Below are 14,900 nucleotides of genomic sequence, written 5' to 3' on the forward strand. Positions count from 1 at the left end.
ACGACACCACCGCAGACCCAGACACCACAGCCGATCGCACCAACGTGGTTAGGACGCCCTTATCAACGGTCAAGACAGTAACCCGGATCCGCCTTGATTGATAGTTTGGCGAGCAAAATGAATGCGAGGCTATGCGGTGGCAAGAGTCGGCCGACAACCTGACTCGAACGTCCGTAGGTCCGACTAACGTGCTCGTATGGCTCTGACCCTTAGTTTTGAGGTCTCCGGAGCGCTTTTCTGCCGTAGCAATGACCGCTGGGCGCGCGGGAGTCGCCCGTTGGTCCCTGACTCGGTGTGAAAGATCTCATCGTCAGAACCCCTACCGAACCGCGGTTTCCCTCTCGTGTCTCCCGGAGAGGCGTCCGGTAGTGTGCGCGTCCTGCGGTGAAGAGTGCGGAGTCCGTACCGGCAATCACCTGACCCGATCAACCAACGGCAAGGCAAGCATGAATTTTGCATCCCTGGTCCGCCCCGACCGCACGTCGGCACCGGAGGTCGTCGACCGCCTGACCGCAGACGACGACCTGTTCGTCCGGATGGACGTCGTCCTCGGCCTCCCCGTCGTGAACCAGACACTCTGGCGGTTCCCGGGCACGGTCGACGTCGACACCATCACCGCACTCGGCCAGAAGTTGCGTTATGGGCGCCTGAGCAGGCTCGTCACCCGACACCGTGGACCCGGCCGCGCGTACTGGCGGTACACCCCGGAGGCGGGCGCGGTCTCGGTGCAGACCGAACCGGTACCGGCCGGCGACGAGGAGGCCTGGGGCCGGGCACAGGCGGACGCCCCGCTCGACTTCGAGAACGGGCCGGCGTGGCGGCTCGTCGTCGCCCGCGCGGCCGCCGACGACTCGGTGCTGGTCTCGCTGATCATCTCCCATGTCATCGCCGACGGCGGCACCGGAGCGGTCGCGGTCATCGAGGCCATCCACGGCCTCGACTACGTGCCCGGCGCCGAACCCGGCCTCGTCTCCGACGTCCGCGATGCGGCGGACCTGCTGTGGACCGCGGGCACGACCGCGGCGCGGATCTGGCGGGCGAGCCGGTCCACCCCGCCGCCCTCCCCCGTGCGGGTGACCGGCCGGCCCACACCCGACACCGACGTCTCGAGCGCCGAGACCGCGCCGAATGTCACGGTCCTGATCCCGCAGGCGGACTACACCGGGGCGGCGAAGTCCCGCGGGGGCACCGACAACAGTCTCTTCGCCGCCCTGATGGTCGGCATCCTCGAGCGCAGCGGCCGCGTGTCGGAAGGGGACGTCGTCCCGGTCTCGCTGCCGGTCTCCTCCCGCACGCTCGACGACCGGCGGGCCAACGCCAGCTCGGGCGCAACGGCTTTCGTGGAGGTCGTCCCCGGGCGCTACGACGACCTCACCGCGGTGCGCACCGCATGCAAGGACGCCTACGGCAGACTCGCCGCGAACTCGGGCGCCGTCGCGCAACGAGCCGTCGTGTTGCAGGCGCTGAGCCCGTCGATCACGCGGCGCCTGGCGTCCAAGGTGACCACACCGCTGTGCCTGGCGTCGAACGTCGGCCAGGCCCCCGACGAGTTCGCGACGCTCGGCACCGGAACCGCTGGTGCACTGTCGATCCGGGCCATCACCGCGACCGGCGACCCGGTGCGGTTGCGCGACCGCAAAGGCGGCGTCAGCGGCTGGCTCGCGATCAACGACGGCCACGTGATGTTCAGCGTCAGTTCCCTCGACCCGGTCCGCATCCCCGACGCCGCGTCCCTGCGGTCCCTCGTCGAAGACGAGCTCGCCGCCTGGGGGATCTCGGGAAAGCCCTGGGGCGCATGAGGTTCGCATTCGCGGTCCACGGCAGCCGGGGTGACATCCAGCCGGCGATCGCGCTCGGCGCCGAGCTCACCCGGCGCGGACACGGGGTACGTCTGGCCGTACCGGCGGATCTGGTCGACATGACCGCCGCGACGGGTCTGCCGACCGAGGTGCTGGCACCGTCGACCGCCGAGCTCCTCACGAGCCCTCTGGTGAAAGAACGCCTCAAATCGAAGAACCCGCGCGTACGTCTGCGTGCACTCGGCGAGGTCGCCGAACACGGGCGCGCGACCTCCGAGCGCGTGATGCGCGAGCTCGCCGACTCCTCGGATCTGCTCGTGACCGGTCCGCTCGCGCAGGACCGCGGCGAGGCGATCGCACAGAGCCGTGGAATCCCGTTCGTGCCGTTGCACTTCTGTCCGCTGCGGCCCAACGCGAGCCTCGACGTCCGCTACCGCCGCTACCCCCGGCCCGTCTCGCGAGCGATGTGGCTGCTCGCCGACCGCACCTATTGGCTGACGGTGCGCGGGGCGGACCGTCGACTCCGCCACGAACTCGACCTACCGGCCGCGAAAGGCCCACTCGGGAGCCGACTCCGGGCGCGGGGCGTGCCGGAGATCCAGGCCTACGACGCCGCGCTCTTCCCCGGTCTCGACGAGGAGTGGGGCGCGCAGCGTCCGCTGGTCGGATTCCTGTTGCCCGACAAAGCGTCCCGGAGTGCGATGGCGACCGGGAACGACGCGACGGCCGCCGCGCTGGACTGGATCGGCGGGGGCGAACCACCCGTCTATGTCGGTTTCGGCAGCATGAAGATCAGCAGCGAGCAGATCACCGCCATCGTGTCCACTCTGCTCGCCCGCGGCCTGCGCGTCATCGGGCACACCGAACACCCGCTGCCACACCACGACCGGCTGCTGCACATCGATGGGCCCGTCGACCACGAGCTCCTGTTGCCGCAGTGCGGCGGTGCCGTTCACCACGGTGGCGCCGGCACCACGGCGGCCGTGGCGCGCGCCGGGATCCCGTCGGTGGTCGCGTGGTTGAGCGCCGATCAGCCGATGTGGGCGGCCGCCCTGCGCAGAGCCGGCGCCGGAGCGGGCAACCGTCTCGCCCGGTTCGGCCCGGACGATCTGGCCCCCCTCACCGATCCCGCGGTGGCGGCGGGCGCGGCCGGTCTCGCCGCGCGTCTCACCCCGCCGGCCGAGGCCACCGGCCGGGCCTGCGACATCCTGCTGAGCTCGGGGAATTAGTCCGCGGCGTCCAGCAGCGCGGTGGCCACCGCGGCGATCCCCTCGCCGCGGCCGGTCATGCCCAGGCCGTCGGTCGTTGTCGCCGACACCGACACCGGGCCGCCCAGCACGTCGGACAGCACCTGCTGCGCCTCCGCACGGCGCGGTCCGATCTTGGGCCGATTGCCCACCACCTGTACGGCCGCGTTCACCACGCGGAGCCCGTCGGCCTCGATGAGAGTCCGTACGTGCGAGAGCATCTGGACTCCCGAGACACCCTCCCACTCCGGGCGACCGGTGCCGAACACGGAACCCACGTCACCCAGACCCGCCGCCGACAGCACCGCATCGCACAGCGCGTGGGCGCCGACGTCGCCGTCGGAGTGGCCTTCACACCCCGGTTCGTCGGGAAAATACAGACCGACCATCCAGCACTCGGCGGACGCGTCGACGCGATGGGCATCGGTACCGATGCCGACCCTCATCGCCCACCGACCATGTCGCGCACGATACGCAGGTCCCAGGGCGTGGTGATCTTCATGGCAAGCGGGTCTCCAGGGACGAGGTGGACATCGATTCCGCATCTCTCGACGAGGCCGGCGTCGTCGGTCGCGATACCGGCGTCATCGGCGTGCGCGCGGATGAGGGCGTCACGGGCGAAACCCTGAGGGGTCTGCACGGCGCGCAACTTCTCGCGGTCGACGGTCCGCGTCACGCGTTCGAGACCGGCCGGGCCGGGCTCGACCTGTTTGAGGGTGTCGACGACGGGAACGGCGGGGACGACCGCCTGATGCCCGGCGCGGATCGCGGCGACGACGTCGGTGAACACCCGCGCGGGGGTGAGTGGTCGCGCGGCGTCGTGCACGAGCAGGATGCCGGCGCCACCGGCGGCGGCGATGCCGGCGCGCACCGAATCCGATCGGTGAGCGCCACCGGCGACGACGCGCACGCCGGTCAGCAACGCCGATGCCCGCTCGACGAGGTCGGCGGGCACCACGACGACCACGGTCGCCCCCAGCGAGGCGGGGATGTTGTCGACGCATCGCTCGATGATCGTCCGTCCACCCACGTCCACGAAGGCCTTGGGCACCGGCTCACCGAGCCGGGTTCCCGACCCGGCGGCCGGGATGATGACACAGACTTCTGCGCCGGAAAGCTCCGGCGTAGGGGTCACGAAGAGTCCTGATCCAGGTGCGACCGGCGGTCAGGAAGCGGCGGCGAGGACCTCGTCCAGCATGCTGGTGGCCTTCTCGTCGTCGGTGTTCTGGGCGAGTGACAACTCGTCGACCAGAACGCGACGGGCTCGGGTCAGCATCCGCTTCTCACCGGCCGACAACCCACGATCCTGTTCGCGACGCCAGAGGTCGCGGACGATCTCGGCGACCTTGATGATGTCGCCCGAGATCAGCTTCTCCTGGTTCGCCTTGAACCGGCGCGCCCAGTTGGTCGGCTCCTCGGTGTGCGGGGCCCGCAGAACCTGGAAGACCTGATCGAGACCTTCCTGCCCGACGACGTCGCGAACGCCCACGTACTCGAGCTTCGTCGAGGGAATCTGAACGGTCATGTCACCGTCGGCAACCTTGAGAACAAGGTATTCGATCTGCTCACCCTTGATGGTCCGGGTCACGATGTCTTCGACCCGGGCAGCACCGTGATGGGGGTAAACGACGGTGTCGCCAACTTTGAAATTCAATGTTCCTTGCCCCTTTCGAGTGAAGCCAGTCTAGCACGGGCGTTCCGAGGCACCCACCCAACGGTGCAGGTCAACGCGGTGAACAGGTTTCATGACAGGCTCTTGCGAGGTCGCGAGGGGTGCGCGGTGAGGGTGGGCTACCCCACCGGAGCTCCCCGTCGGCCTGGCGCGGGGTACGCCCCACCACGGTGTCGACCGGGCTCCCCGGCACCGCCCGCCGACCCCTGGGACGACGTGGGCTCGACCACCCGGCGACCGCTGCGGGGCCGTGGCGCCGGCGACGGCGACAGACCAATCGGGTACCCGGCCGGACTTTTCCGCACCGCGCCCACTACGCTGCGTAGTGCAGGGTTTCGCGCGCTGCATGTCGGCTTCGTTTGACCTGGGAGGATCGGGTGTCAGTGCTATCACTTTCCGCGCGGCGGTCGGCGGTTCGGCCATCTCGCATGGTGACCGCGGTTGCCGCGATCGGCATCGCCGTCGCCCTCGGCACCACCGGCTGCGGTGCGGGTCAGATCTCGCAGACCGCCAATCAGCTGCCCGCGATCAACGGCGCGAACGTCAACTACGACGAACTCGAGCTCCGCGACGTGCAGATCCTCTACCCCGAGAACGACGCATCGACGGTCTTCGGCGACGGCGGACCGTTCGAGCTGGCGTTCGTCATCGCCAACTCCGATCCGCTGGTCTACTACCGCCTCAAGGGGATCAACCCCGAGGAGGGGCAGGTCACCTTCATCGAGGGCGCTGAGGCCGATGACCGCGTCATCCCGCCCAACGGGGCGCTGCGCGGCGGCACCCCGGTCGGCGCCAACCCCGAGTTCGAGAAGCGCCTCAGCGTCGAGCTCGACAACACCGGTGACACGGTCGCGGCGGGTCTGACGACCGAGCTGACGTTCGTGTTCGAGAAGCGCGAGGCCGACGGCCGCTGGGTCGATGCCGGCCAGACCACCGTCGACGCCCCGGTCGACGGCGGCGCCGAGCTCGAGCGCCAGGACGTGGCACGTAACGCCGAGCCGACGTTCTACAACTAGCATCACGGCGACGAGGGCCACGGCGAAGAGGGCTCCGGGGCCGGCACCGGCGAACACGGCGCCGACGGCGAGGGTCACGGCGAAGGCGGCCACTGACCACCGGTCGAACCACTTCCACGAGCGAGGCCCGGCACACGCCGGGCCTCGCTCGTTCTGTCGGCCCCGCCCCCTAGGCTGACCGGGTGGCCAGAACCAAGACGTCCTTCCGCTGCACCGCGTGTGGCCATCAGGTGCCCAAGTGGGTGGGCCGCTGCCCCGAGTGCGGCGAATGGGGCACCATCGGCGAGGTGGCCGGGCCGGCACCGTCGGCGCGCTCGACCGCGGCGGTCGCACCGTCGAGCCCCGCTCTGCGCATCACCGAGGTCGACGCCGAATCGTCCGCCGCGATCCCCACGGGCATCGGCGAGCTCGACCGGGTGCTGGGCCGCGGCGTCGTCCCGGGCTCGGTCATCCTGCTGGCCGGTGAGCCCGGCGTCGGCAAGTCGACGCTGCTGCTCGAAGCCGTCAAACACTGGGCGGCACAGGACCGCACGGCGCTCTACATCACCGGCGAGGAATCTGCCGGGCAGGTCCGCATGCGGGCCGAGCGCACCGGCGCGGTGCACCCGAACGTCTACCTGGCCGCCGAGACCGACCTCGCGACGATCCTCGGCCACGTCGACTCCGTCGCGCCGTCACTCATGATCGTCGACTCGGTCCAGACCCTCGTCGCCTCCGGGGCCGACGGCGTCACCGGCGGCGTGACCCAGATCCGGGCGGTCACGACCGCACTGGTCTCGCTCGCCAAGAACCGCGGGGTCGCGGTCATCCTCGTCGGCCACGTCACCAAGGAGGGCGCGGTCGCCGGGCCGCGGTCGCTGGAGCACCTCGTCGACGTCGTACTCGCGTTCGAGGGTGACCGGCACTCGACGCTACGCATGGTCCGCGGTGTCAAGAACCGGTTCGGGGCGGCCGACGAGGTGGGGTGTTTCGAACAGCGCGACGACGGCATCCATCAGGTCCCGGATCCCTCCGGAATCTTTCTGCATCAACGTGATTCGGATGTGAGCGGCAGCGCGACCCTGGTGACCATGGACGGCAAACGCGCACTGGTGGGCGAGGTCCAGGCGCTGGCGAACGGCACCGAGATGAACATTCCGCGCCGGGCGGTCTCCGGCCTGGACATGAACCGCGTCTCGATGGTGCTCGCGGTACTGCAGGCACGCGGGGGTCTGAAACAGATCGCGAAGAGCGAGGTGTATCTCTCCACGGTGGGCGGCATGCGCGTGACCGAGCCGGCCGCCGATCTCGCGATCGCGCTCGCCGTGTACTCCACGGTGAAGAACCAGCCGATCCCGCAGTCGACGGTGGTCGTCGGCGAGGTCGGGCTCGGCGGTGAGGTCCGTCGTGTCTCGGCCGTCGCGCGCCGACTCGCAGAGGCGAAGCGACTCGGCTTCCGGGAGGCGATCATCCCCGCGGCCACCGACGAGGAACTGCCGACGGGCATCCGGATCCTGCGTGTGGCGAACCTCGGCGACGCCGTCGGTCTCCGCGACGCCGATCCGGTGGACGCGCCCTTCTGACCCGTCCCCCTGGCCGCTGCGCCTAGGGGTACATCCGGCGTTTGTACTCCTCCGCCCGGGCGCTCTTCTCGACATGGGCGGCGAAGTGCTTCCGCACATCGATCGTCACGAAGATCGCGTGTGCGCTGGCCACCGGCTCGTCCGGATTACCGATGTGGGCGACCGCCTCGGTGAAGATCTTGCGGCGCTGTCGGCCCAGCAAGGTGCCGGTGAACTGCAGCGTCGAGCCCACCGGGATGGGCCGGATGTAATCAACCTCGAGATGCACCGTCACCCCGGAGGGCCCGATCAGGAGCGGGATCGTGCCCATCACCTCGTCGAACGCGGTGCTCAGGATGCCGCCGTGGATGACGCCGGGGCCGCCCTCCATCCGGGTCTCGACCTCCATCGACGCGTCGACGGTGAACCCCTCACCCGCATGCACCACCAGATGCAGGCCCTGCGGGGAGTCCGGTCCACAGCCATAGCAGGTCGGGTTGTGCATGCGGACGGGTTCGCCCGGCTTGGCCGCCTTCGGGTGGCGTTCCACCTCGTCCAGGTCGTCGGGCACCACGAAACTGCTGCTCTTCACACCCCGGTACCCTAGTCACCATCAGAACGGCCGATGTCGCTGGCATCCGGCCTTGCGCGGGTGGGCGCCGTCCCCGCGGGGACGGACGGGTCACTGGAGGGAAGTCATGGTTGCCGAGGTGGTCAGATCCGAGCTGACGCGCGACACGGTGGCGCGCGTCGCGCCCGGCACGCCGCTTCGTGACGGCCTCGAACGCATCCTGCGAGGCGGCACCGGCGCCCTCATCGTGCTGGGGCACGACTCCGACGTCGAGAAGATCTGCGACGGCGGTTTCCACCTCGACGTGGAGTTCGCGCCGACGCGACTGCGCGAGCTCGCCAAGATGGACGGCGCAGTCGTGCTCTCCACCGACGGCAAGCGCATCGTGCGGGCCAACGTCCAGCTGGTCCCCGATCCCTCCATCCCGACCGAGGAGTCGGGCACCCGTCACCGCGCGGCGGAGCGGACCGCCATCCAGACCGGGCATCCGGTGATCTCGGTGAGCGCGTCGATGTCGATCGTGAGCGTCTACGTCGACGGCGCCCGCCGGGTCGTCGAGAGCCCGGACCCGATCCTGTCCCGCGCCAACGTCGCGCTGGCCACCCTCGAGCGGTACAAGGCCCGGCTCGACGAGGTGATCTCGGCGCTGTCGCGCGCGGAGATCGAGGACTACGTGCTGCTGCGCGACGCGATGTCGACCGCCCAGCGCATGGAGATGGTCCGTCGTGTGTCGGCCGAGATCGAGGAGTACGTCCTCGAACTCGGTGTGAACGGCCGGCAGGTCAGCCTGCAGCTCGAGGAGCTGATCAGCGACAACGACACCATGCGCGAACTGCTCGTCCGCGACTACTACGCCAGCCCCGAGCCGGCGACCGCCGAGGATGTCCGCCAGGCGCTCGAGGTCGTCGAGAACCTCAGCGACGCAGACCTTCTCGACCTCACCCTGCTCGCCGGGGCCTTCGGGTACCCGACGACGATCGAGGCCCAGGACACGGCGATGAGTCCCCGCGGTTACCGTCTGCTCGCCCGGATCTCGCGGCTGCAGTTCGCCCACGTGGACCGGCTCGTGCGCAGCTTTGGGACCCTACAGGCGCTGCTCGCGAGCTCGTCGGCCGATCTGCAGGCGGTCGAGGGTATCGGCAGCATCTGGGCCCGCCACATCCGTGAGGGACTGTCCCGCCTGGCCGAGACCAGCATCGAGCGCTACGACTGATCGCGCGTATTCGGGCGACTGGTACCTCGATCACGGCAACGGCCGCGAGGCCGCTAGTTGGACAGCAGTGCTCGTTCGATCATCTGCGCGTCATCGTTCGCGTCCGCCGACCACGCATACCAGTTGTGTCCGCCGTTCCGATAGTTGAACGAGATCGGCAGTCCGAGACGTGTCGATACGGCCTGGAGGGCCACCGTCGAGAACATAGCGCCAGACTCCAGCGCAACTCCCAGAGCTAGCGCGGTTGCCGCCTGCTGCACGAGCTTCGGACCCGATCCGGGATCAGCAGCCAATCGTTCCTGAAGGACCTGGTTGGCTTCGCGGAGTTCATTGCTGGTCGGAATTCCGTTCCCGGAGGAAACAATCACGGTCTGGCGAGTTCGCGCGACTTCGCCGATACGGGACAGGACGTCGTTCTGTGCCCAGCGGTTACCCGGCGCCTCAGGGTCTCCCCACATCGCGGTGCGTCCGTTCTCGATGTCGGCACGCTCACGCTGGATGGCAGGTATTCCCAACCACCCGAGCGGGTTGTCAGTCGGATAGTAGCCGGAGTAGGAACGGGCCACTTTGAACACCGTTGGATGGTCCAGCGCAAGGACGATCGCCGGACCCGCGGACATCGATACCCCGACGATGCCGTTGCCCGATCTCGGCACATCGAAGTTCCGCTGCAGATACTTCGGCAGTTCGACCCCGATGAACGAGCTCCATTGCGGCGGAATCGACTGACCGGTGGGCGCTTTCTCCCAGTCTGTCATCCACTCACCTGCACCACCGGCCGGAAAGACGAGAGTGTTGACGGAATCGTAGGCAGCGACGGTTTCAGGCTCCGCTGTCCACGTACTGAACTCCGGATTCGACCCCAATCCGTCCAGGAAGTAGATTCCGCGCCCTGCCTGGCGCTCTCGTGTGTCTGCGGCTCGGATCTGGACCGTGGCCTCTCGCCCGAGCGCAGTCGAGTCGAAGGTACATGTCTGTAGGTTCTGAGCGCGCTCGGCCGGCGTTCTCCAGACGCAACCCGCGTCAGCCCTGAGCATCTCCGGGTCGGATGCCACTGCGGGCCCGCTGCCCCACACCAGCGTTGATGATGCGCACGTCACCGCAACGCCCGCGGCAACCACACAGCGACGCATGAACGCCTTGAATCCGACTCGGATGAGAGACCTCCCCGCCAGACGAGACCGAGGTAGGAGATCTCATCATTGATACTCAACGAGTCGGTACTTTACCTAGCGAACGAATAGTTCGCGGTACCCGCCTGGCCGAGACCAGCATCGAGCGCTACGACTAGTCGCCTGGCCCGGCGAACGTGACCGTCGCTCAGGGCTGTTGGGCCGGGGCGACCATGTTGAACGTGATCGGGAACGATTCGCGTTCGCCGATCTTGCCGATGGCGGAGTAGGAGCCGGCGGGCACCTGGGTCCGCGGGCGCTCGCAACCGGGGCTGCTGGTGGTGCCCGACCAGGTGATCGTGTCCTTGACCTGCTGCGCAGGCTTGAGCACCACGTTGTTGACGGTGTTCAGCGGCGAGCAGTCGCGCGCCGACCACAGCGTCCGGGTGCCGTCCAGGGTGCGGACGATGACGTTCTGCACGGCCTTGCCGACGTCGCGGGTGCACTCGGACAGTCCCGCGTTGGTGGTCACGATGGTGAACACCGGGTTCTGTCCGATCGTGTAGGTGGGCTTGTCGGTGTAGAGGACCACCGAGATCGCCTGATCCGGGCACAGGGCCGGCCCGCCGGCCGCTCCGGGAACGCCTGCTGGACTTGCCGATTCGACCGGGGTCGCGGACCCCGCGGGCGGCCCCGCCGGAGCACCCGCCCCGCCGCCGGCGCCGCCCCCCGCATCCGGTTCACCGGAGGCGCCACCCGCCTGCGGTTCCGACGCGGGCGGCGCGGATGTCGTCGACGACGCCGATGAGCTCGACGACACGCTCGCGGTGGCTGCGGTGTTCTGCGGATCCCCGCTTCCCGACGTCATCCACACGATCAGTGCTACGACCAGACCGACCACGACCAGCGCACCACCCGCGGCGACGACGCGGCGTCGCCAGTAGATCTCGGGTGGCAGCGGGCCCTGGGGTTCGATCACGACCACAACGCTAACGGCCGGGTCTTGACTTCTGGTTCATCACGTGCGGCGTGTCGCAGCGGGAAAGCGGTCCCGAGCAGGCAAAGTCTAGAGTTCGCCTTCAGGTCCACCGCATGCGGAGACGAATACGACGTCAGGCAGACTCGGCCACCGCGGTGGGCGCCGGGCGTTCACCGATGTCCCCGTACACGCCCTGGACGTTCACCTGACCCTCGCTGAGCTGGTAGGTCAGGCCGACGATCGCCAGGCGGCCGGTACTGATCCGGTCGGCGATGATCCGGCTGCGCTGCATGAGCAGCTGCCCGGTCTCCACCACATGGCGGGCCTCGAACTCGTCGACTCGTGTCAGGCCCTCGCTACGGCCGGCGAGGATGCTGGGGGTGACCCGTTCCACGACGTCGCGGATGTAACCGCCGGGGATCTGGTTGTCGTCGAGCGCGTCGAGGGTGGCCTTCACCGCCCCGCAGCTGTCGTGTCCGAGGATCACGATGAGCGGCACCTGCAACACCTCGACGGCGTACTCGAGCGAACCGAGGACCGCCGAGTCGATGACCTGACCGGCCGTGCGGACGACGAACATGTCGCCGAGACCCTGGTCGAAGATGATCTCGGCCGCCAGCCGCGAGTCGGCGCAACCGAAGAGCGCGACGTGCGGGTGCTGGCCCCCGGCGAGTCGCGCCCGGTCCTCGATACCCTGGCTGGGATGCTGAGATTCACCTGTCACAAATCGGTTGTTGCCGTCGCGCAGGATGCGCCAGGCCTGCCGTGGTGTCGTTGCGGTCATGCCCAATAGTGTGCCATCGGGCCATCTGCTCGGTTGGTTCGATATGCATGAACGGGATCTTCCGTGGCGTGACCCGTCGTGTAGCGGCTGGCAGATCCTCATCAGCGAGATCATGTTGCAGCAGACGCCGGTGTCCCGGGTGGTCGAACCCTGGCGGGAGTGGGTCCGGCGATGGCCGGTCCCCTCGGCGATGGCGGTCGAACCGGCCGGGGAGGTCCTGCGGGCGTGGGGCAAGCTCGGCTACCCCCGACGCGCGCTCCGCCTTCACGAGTGCGCCAAGGTGCTGGCCGCCGACCACGGCGATCGGGTTCCCGAGGATGTCGAGACCATGCTGGGACTGCCCGGTATCGGGGACTACACCGCACGGGCGGTCGCCTGCTTCGCCTATGGACAGGCCGTGCCGGTGGTCGACACCAACGTCCGGCGGGTCATCGTCCGCGCGGTTCACGGGCGCGAACAACCGGCGAATCCGTCGCGGCGGGATCTCGCCGACGCGCAGGCGCTGCTCCCCCGGTCCGACGACGGCACCTACGCCGCGTCGGCGCCACGCTTCTCGGCGGCGCTGATGGAACTCGGCGCGCTCGTCTGCACGGCCCGAAACCCCAAGTGCGACAAGTGCCCTCTCGTCGACAATTGCACCTGGGTCGGTCTCGGCCGGCCGGCGCACTCCGGACCGCCGCGCCGGGTGCAGAAGTTCGCCGGCACCGACCGCCAGGTGCGCGGTCTGCTCCTCGATGTCCTGCGCAACACCGACGACGCCGTCGACCGAGCCGCACTCGACGTCGTGTGGACCTCCGACACCGCCCAGCGCGACCGGGCCCTGGATTCGCTGCTCGTCGACGGGCTCGTGGAGATCACCGCGAGCGGACGCTACTGCCTCGCCGGCGAGGCATAGCTCCGCCGGGACTCCGCCGAACGGCACCGAGACGGCTGTACCGGAACTCCGCTCGAGCCGGCGATGACAGACCTCATAATCCGTGCCGGGTTCATTGACCAGTCGTTTGATCGTTCGGAGATAGTCTCCCACCACGCCCGGATCGTTGCTAATGTCCCGATCCATGAGTCAGCCGCCGTATCCCCCTGTCCCGCCGCCGGACCCGCAGCAACCGGGCGGCTTCCCCGGGCAGCAGCCGCCCCAATACGGGCAGCAGCCGCCGCAGTACGGGCAGCAACCGCCGTACGGCCAGCAGCCGCCGCCGCAGCCGCAGTACGGCCAGGCCCCGCCTCCGCCGCCTCCGGGCGGGCCGCAGTACGGTGACGCCGGGGCCTATCCCGGAGCCCCGGATCCCTACGGCGCGCCGGGAGATTCGGGCAAGATCGACGTGGGCACCGCGTTCTCGTGGGCCTTCGGCAAGTTCAAGAACAACGTCGGCGCGATGATCCTGCCGGGCCTCGCGGTGTTCCTGTTGGGCGCAGCACTCATCGCGGTGGGGTTCTCCGCGGTGTCGATCTTCGGCACCACCGAGACCGTCGACTACGGCAATGGCTTCTACTACGAGGAGACGTCGCTCGGCCTCGGCGGCGGCATCCTCCTCGGCCTGGTGTACCTCGTTTTCATCCTGGGCCTCCTCTACATCCAGGCGAGCATCATCTCGGGCGCGGTCCGGGTGGCCAACGGCGAACCGGTGACGGCGAAGTCGTTCCTGACCCCGATCCGCTTCGGGCCGGTCATCGGAACCGCGATCCTCGTCGGCCTCATCACGGGTATCGGCTACGCGCTGTGCATCATCCCGGGCATCATCGCGATGTTCTTCCTGATGTTCTCGGTGGTCGCGACCATCGACAAGAGTCTGTCGCCGATCAACGCGATGAAGGCGTCCTTCGAGTTGACCAAGTCGAAGGTCGGCGACTCGATCCTGACCCTGCTGGTCACCTACGCCATCAACCTCGTCGGCGTGCTCCTCTGCTACGTGGGACTCATCGTCGCGGCTCCGGTGGCCCAGTTGTTCCTGGTGCACTGCTGGCGTCGGCTCAACGGCGCGCCCATCGCGCCGGCCGACCCCGCCTGACGCCACCCGTTCCTCCTCGGGGCGTACACGATTCGTCGTGTACGCCCCGAATTACGTTGCGCGGCGGTCTCAGCGGTCGAGGCCGGACAGGAATGCCTCCACCGCACCGCGATACACATGTGGCGCGTCGTCGTGGATCAGATGTCCGGCATCCGGCACGCGGAGATGCCGGGCGTGGTCGTTGACCGCGCACATCGTCCGCATCTGCCCCGGCGGGGTGACCCCGTGCTCGGCCTCGATCAGCAGCGCCGGCACGCCGACCGAACGCCATTGCGTCCAGAAATCGCGTCGGCCCCATTCCTCGGCGATCGCGGCCCACAACGGAATCCGACCGTGTAACCGGCCGTCGTCGAAGGCCTCGAAGAAGTAGCGGCCGGCCACCGGCCCGAACATCTCGACGGCTTCGGCCTCGGAGGCGAATCGGTCCGGCCAGGACTCGAACCACGGGGTCCAGCTCGTGGTGGTCCGGCCGCGGAAGTCGGGGGCCATGTCCTCGACGACCAGCGCTGCGACGAGTTCGGGGTACTCCGCCGCCGCGCACCAGGCGTGTAGGGCTCCCATCGAATGCCCGATGAGGACCGCAGGCCCGCGGTCGATCCAGGTGAGGACCTCGGCGAGGTCGGCGACGAACCGCTCCGTCGCGAGTTCGCCGTCGTCGCAGGGTTGTTCGGCGTAGGCGCCGGTGTGGAACGCGGCGTCGTAGGTGAACACCCGGCCGTACCGGCGCAGCCACGGGACCTGGCGGCGCCATGTCCGTCCGCGGCCCATCAGGCCGTGCAGCAACACGATGGGCGGCGCCGCGCGCTCGACTGTGGCCGACGATCCGTTCGCTTCGTCCGCGACTTCGGGACCACCGTGGTCGCGAAGTCCGGTCTCCTGCGGAACCTCACCGTCGAACATGCCAGAACTGTAGTCGCAGAACCGCAGTGCCACCGACGACCGGCACGGGGCCCGACC

Annotated in this window: 14 protein-coding genes and 1 pseudogene; 7 read left to right on the forward strand and 8 right to left on the reverse strand. The window is 68.9% G+C overall.

The genetic code is table 11. The annotated features are described in order from the left end of the window. Positions 1–446: 446 nt before the first annotated feature. Together FFS52_RS11305 and FFS52_RS11310 are read left to right on the forward strand one after the other, a co-directional pair. A complete protein-coding gene (locus tag FFS52_RS11305; protein WP_068972204.1) occupies positions 447–1,799 on the forward strand; it encodes a hypothetical protein in 1,353 nt (450 codons plus the stop codon). Next, positions 1,796–3,028 (forward strand): nucleotide disphospho-sugar-binding domain-containing protein, encoded by a 1,233-nt coding sequence (locus tag FFS52_RS11310; RefSeq protein WP_068972205.1) that lies wholly within the window; start codon positions 1,796–1,798, stop codon positions 3,026–3,028. Before FFS52_RS11305 ends, FFS52_RS11310 begins: the two co-directional genes overlap by 4 nt. Here the strand turns inward: FFS52_RS11310 and ispF are convergent. From ispF to FFS52_RS11325, 3 genes are read right to left on the reverse strand one after another with little or no spacing between them, the layout of a single operon-like run. Then, a complete protein-coding gene (ispF, locus tag FFS52_RS11315; RefSeq protein ID WP_068972206.1) occupies positions 3,025–3,492 on the reverse strand; it encodes a 2-C-methyl-D-erythritol 2,4-cyclodiphosphate synthase in 468 nt (155 codons plus the stop codon). The genes FFS52_RS11310 and ispF overlap by 4 nt on opposite strands. Then, positions 3,489–4,181, reverse strand: coding sequence for a 2-C-methyl-D-erythritol 4-phosphate cytidylyltransferase (gene ispD / locus FFS52_RS11320; protein ID WP_068972207.1), 693 nt, complete (start codon positions 4,179–4,181; stop codon positions 3,489–3,491). Before ispD ends, ispF begins: the two co-directional genes overlap by 4 nt. A 30-nt stretch (positions 4,182–4,211) precedes the next feature. Next, complete coding sequence (locus tag FFS52_RS11325) at positions 4,212–4,700, reverse strand: CarD family transcriptional regulator (protein ID WP_004020903.1); 489 nt, start codon at positions 4,698–4,700, stop codon at positions 4,212–4,214. A 401-nt stretch (positions 4,701–5,101) separates the two neighbouring features. On the opposite strand from FFS52_RS11325, the pseudogene FFS52_RS11330 reads away from it, so the two are divergent. Together FFS52_RS11330 and radA are read left to right on the forward strand one after the other, a co-directional pair. Further along, positions 5,102–5,731, forward strand: a pseudogene (locus FFS52_RS11330) (hypothetical protein); the annotation flags it as partial. Between the two features lie 185 nt (positions 5,732–5,916). Further along, positions 5,917–7,296 carry a DNA repair protein RadA gene (gene radA, locus FFS52_RS11335; RefSeq protein ID WP_055475228.1) on the forward strand — a complete coding sequence of 460 codons (1,380 nt, stop codon included), beginning with the start codon at positions 5,917–5,919 and terminating at the stop codon, positions 7,294–7,296. Positions 7,297–7,318: 22 nt separating this feature from the next. Here radA and FFS52_RS11340 read toward each other — a convergent pair whose 3' ends face one another. Further along, positions 7,319–7,846, reverse strand: a complete 528-nt coding sequence (locus FFS52_RS11340) for a PaaI family thioesterase (RefSeq protein WP_171011614.1) — start codon at positions 7,844–7,846, stop codon at positions 7,319–7,321. Between the two features lie 127 nt (positions 7,847–7,973). Between FFS52_RS11340 and disA the strand changes: the two genes are divergently transcribed. Beyond that, positions 7,974–9,059, forward strand: coding sequence for a DNA integrity scanning diadenylate cyclase DisA (gene disA / locus FFS52_RS11345; RefSeq protein ID WP_055475230.1), 1,086 nt, complete (start codon positions 7,974–7,976; stop codon positions 9,057–9,059). A 53-nt stretch (positions 9,060–9,112) separates the two neighbouring features. On the opposite strand, the gene FFS52_RS11350 is transcribed toward disA, so the two are convergent. The 3 genes from FFS52_RS11350 to FFS52_RS11360 all read right to left on the reverse strand — a co-directional run bounded on the left by FFS52_RS11350 (position 9,113) and on the right by FFS52_RS11360 (position 11,934). Further along, a complete protein-coding gene (locus tag FFS52_RS11350) occupies positions 9,113–10,192 on the reverse strand; it encodes an alpha/beta hydrolase-fold protein (protein ID WP_307814768.1) in 1,080 nt (359 codons plus the stop codon). A gap of 187 nt (positions 10,193–10,379) precedes the next feature. Further along, positions 10,380–11,150: a hypothetical protein gene (locus tag FFS52_RS11355; protein ID WP_058252679.1), complete on the reverse strand. Its 771-nt coding sequence runs from the start codon at positions 11,148–11,150 to the stop codon at positions 10,380–10,382. 133 nt (positions 11,151–11,283) lie between these two features. Next, complete coding sequence (locus FFS52_RS11360; RefSeq protein WP_055475232.1) at positions 11,284–11,934, reverse strand: carbonic anhydrase; 651 nt, start codon at positions 11,932–11,934, stop codon at positions 11,284–11,286. On the opposite strand from FFS52_RS11360, the gene FFS52_RS11365 reads away from it, so the two are divergent. Beyond that, entirely contained in the window at positions 11,933–12,829 is an 897-nt protein-coding gene (locus tag FFS52_RS11365; protein WP_068972209.1) for an A/G-specific adenine glycosylase, read from the forward strand. The two genes, FFS52_RS11360 and FFS52_RS11365, sit on opposite strands and share 2 nt — an antisense overlap. 163 nt (positions 12,830–12,992) lie before the next feature. Next, a complete protein-coding gene (locus FFS52_RS11370) occupies positions 12,993–13,943 on the forward strand; it encodes a hypothetical protein (protein ID WP_068972210.1) in 951 nt (316 codons plus the stop codon). Positions 13,944–14,012: 69 nt separating this feature from the next. Here the strand turns inward: FFS52_RS11370 and FFS52_RS11375 are convergent, their stop codons facing one another. Beyond that, positions 14,013–14,843: an alpha/beta hydrolase gene (locus FFS52_RS11375; protein ID WP_068972230.1), complete on the reverse strand. Its 831-nt coding sequence runs from the start codon at positions 14,841–14,843 to the stop codon at positions 14,013–14,015. Positions 14,844–14,900: the final 57 nt, after the last annotated feature.

The sequence above is a fragment of the Gordonia sp. ALPHA1B1 genome, from assembly GCF_005502615.1.
Lineage (GTDB): Bacteria > Actinomycetota > Actinomycetes > Mycobacteriales > Mycobacteriaceae > Gordonia > Gordonia hongkongensis.

What these genes read in the sequence shown, in the direction of transcription:
- FFS52_RS11370 (WP_068972210.1), top strand. Translation starts at nt 12,993, where the DNA reads ATGAGTCAGCCGCCGTATCCCCCTGTCCCGCCGCCGGACCCGCAGCAA.
- FFS52_RS11360 (WP_055475232.1), bottom strand. Translation starts at nt 11,934, where the DNA reads ATGACCGCAACGACACCACGGCAGGCCTGGCGCATCCTGCGCGACGGC.
- disA (WP_055475230.1), top strand. Translation starts at nt 7,974, where the DNA reads ATGGTTGCCGAGGTGGTCAGATCCGAGCTGACGCGCGACACGGTGGCG.
- FFS52_RS11350 (WP_307814768.1), bottom strand. Translation starts at nt 10,192, where the DNA reads ATGCGTCGCTGTGTGGTTGCCGCGGGCGTTGCGGTGACGTGCGCATCA.
- FFS52_RS11375 (WP_068972230.1), bottom strand. Translation starts at nt 14,843, where the DNA reads ATGTTCGACGGTGAGGTTCCGCAGGAGACCGGACTTCGCGACCACGGT.
- FFS52_RS11365 (WP_068972209.1), top strand. Translation starts at nt 11,933, where the DNA reads ATGCCCAATAGTGTGCCATCGGGCCATCTGCTCGGTTGGTTCGATATG.
- FFS52_RS11310 (WP_068972205.1), top strand. Translation starts at nt 1,796, where the DNA reads ATGAGGTTCGCATTCGCGGTCCACGGCAGCCGGGGTGACATCCAGCCG.
- ispF (WP_068972206.1), bottom strand. Translation starts at nt 3,492, where the DNA reads ATGAGGGTCGGCATCGGTACCGATGCCCATCGCGTCGACGCGTCCGCC.
- FFS52_RS11305 (WP_068972204.1), top strand. Translation starts at nt 447, where the DNA reads ATGAATTTTGCATCCCTGGTCCGCCCCGACCGCACGTCGGCACCGGAG.